This window comes from Streptococcus sp. 3167 (assembly GCF_013277175.1).
Classification (GTDB): domain Bacteria; phylum Bacillota; class Bacilli; order Lactobacillales; family Streptococcaceae; genus Streptococcus; species Streptococcus pseudopneumoniae.
In genome coordinates this window covers 1-564 of record NZ_VMML01000080.1, presented here as the reverse complement: position 1 = coordinate 564, position 564 = coordinate 1, and the positions used below count along the sequence as shown (strand labels likewise).

Annotated in this window: 1 protein-coding gene; it reads left to right on the top strand. The window is 40.6% G+C overall.

Annotation, left to right across the window (positions count from 1 at the left end; genetic code table 11):
- A partial coding sequence (locus HT678_RS10180) for an IS30 family transposase (RefSeq protein WP_172924961.1) occupies positions 1–564 on the top strand: 564 nt, incomplete at both ends.

The window sequence follows — 564 nt, the reverse complement described above, 5'->3', positions numbered from 1 at the left end:
TCGCAAGCGCTCGGTCAAGAAATCAAGATTGAACAAGGAGCTGAAGGAAAAGATTCTCCACTATCATAACCAAAAATTTTCGCCTGAAATGATGGTCAAGGCTAAGGGCGTTAACGTGGGAATTTCTACCATCTACTACTGGATCCATCATGGAAAATTAGGATTGTCAAAACAGGATCTGCTCTATCCTAGAAAAGGAAAAGCGCTTAAGAAACAAGCTAGCACCAATTTTAAACCCCCTGGTCAATCTATCGAACAGCGTCCTGAAGCTATCAATCTGCGATTGGAGAATGGGCATTATGAGATTGATACGGTTCTGCTTACAAGGGTGAAAAATTATTGTTTACTGGTCTTAACTGATCGAAGGACTAGGCATCAAATTATCCGATTGATTCCAAATAAAAGTGCTGAGGCGGTCAATCAGGCTTTAAAACTCATCTTAAAACAACATCAAATTCTTTCCATCACGGCAGATAATGGTACAGAATTTAACCGCTTGTCTGATGTATTTTCTGAGGAACATATCTATTATGCGCACCCCTATGCCTCTTGGGAAAGGGGAAC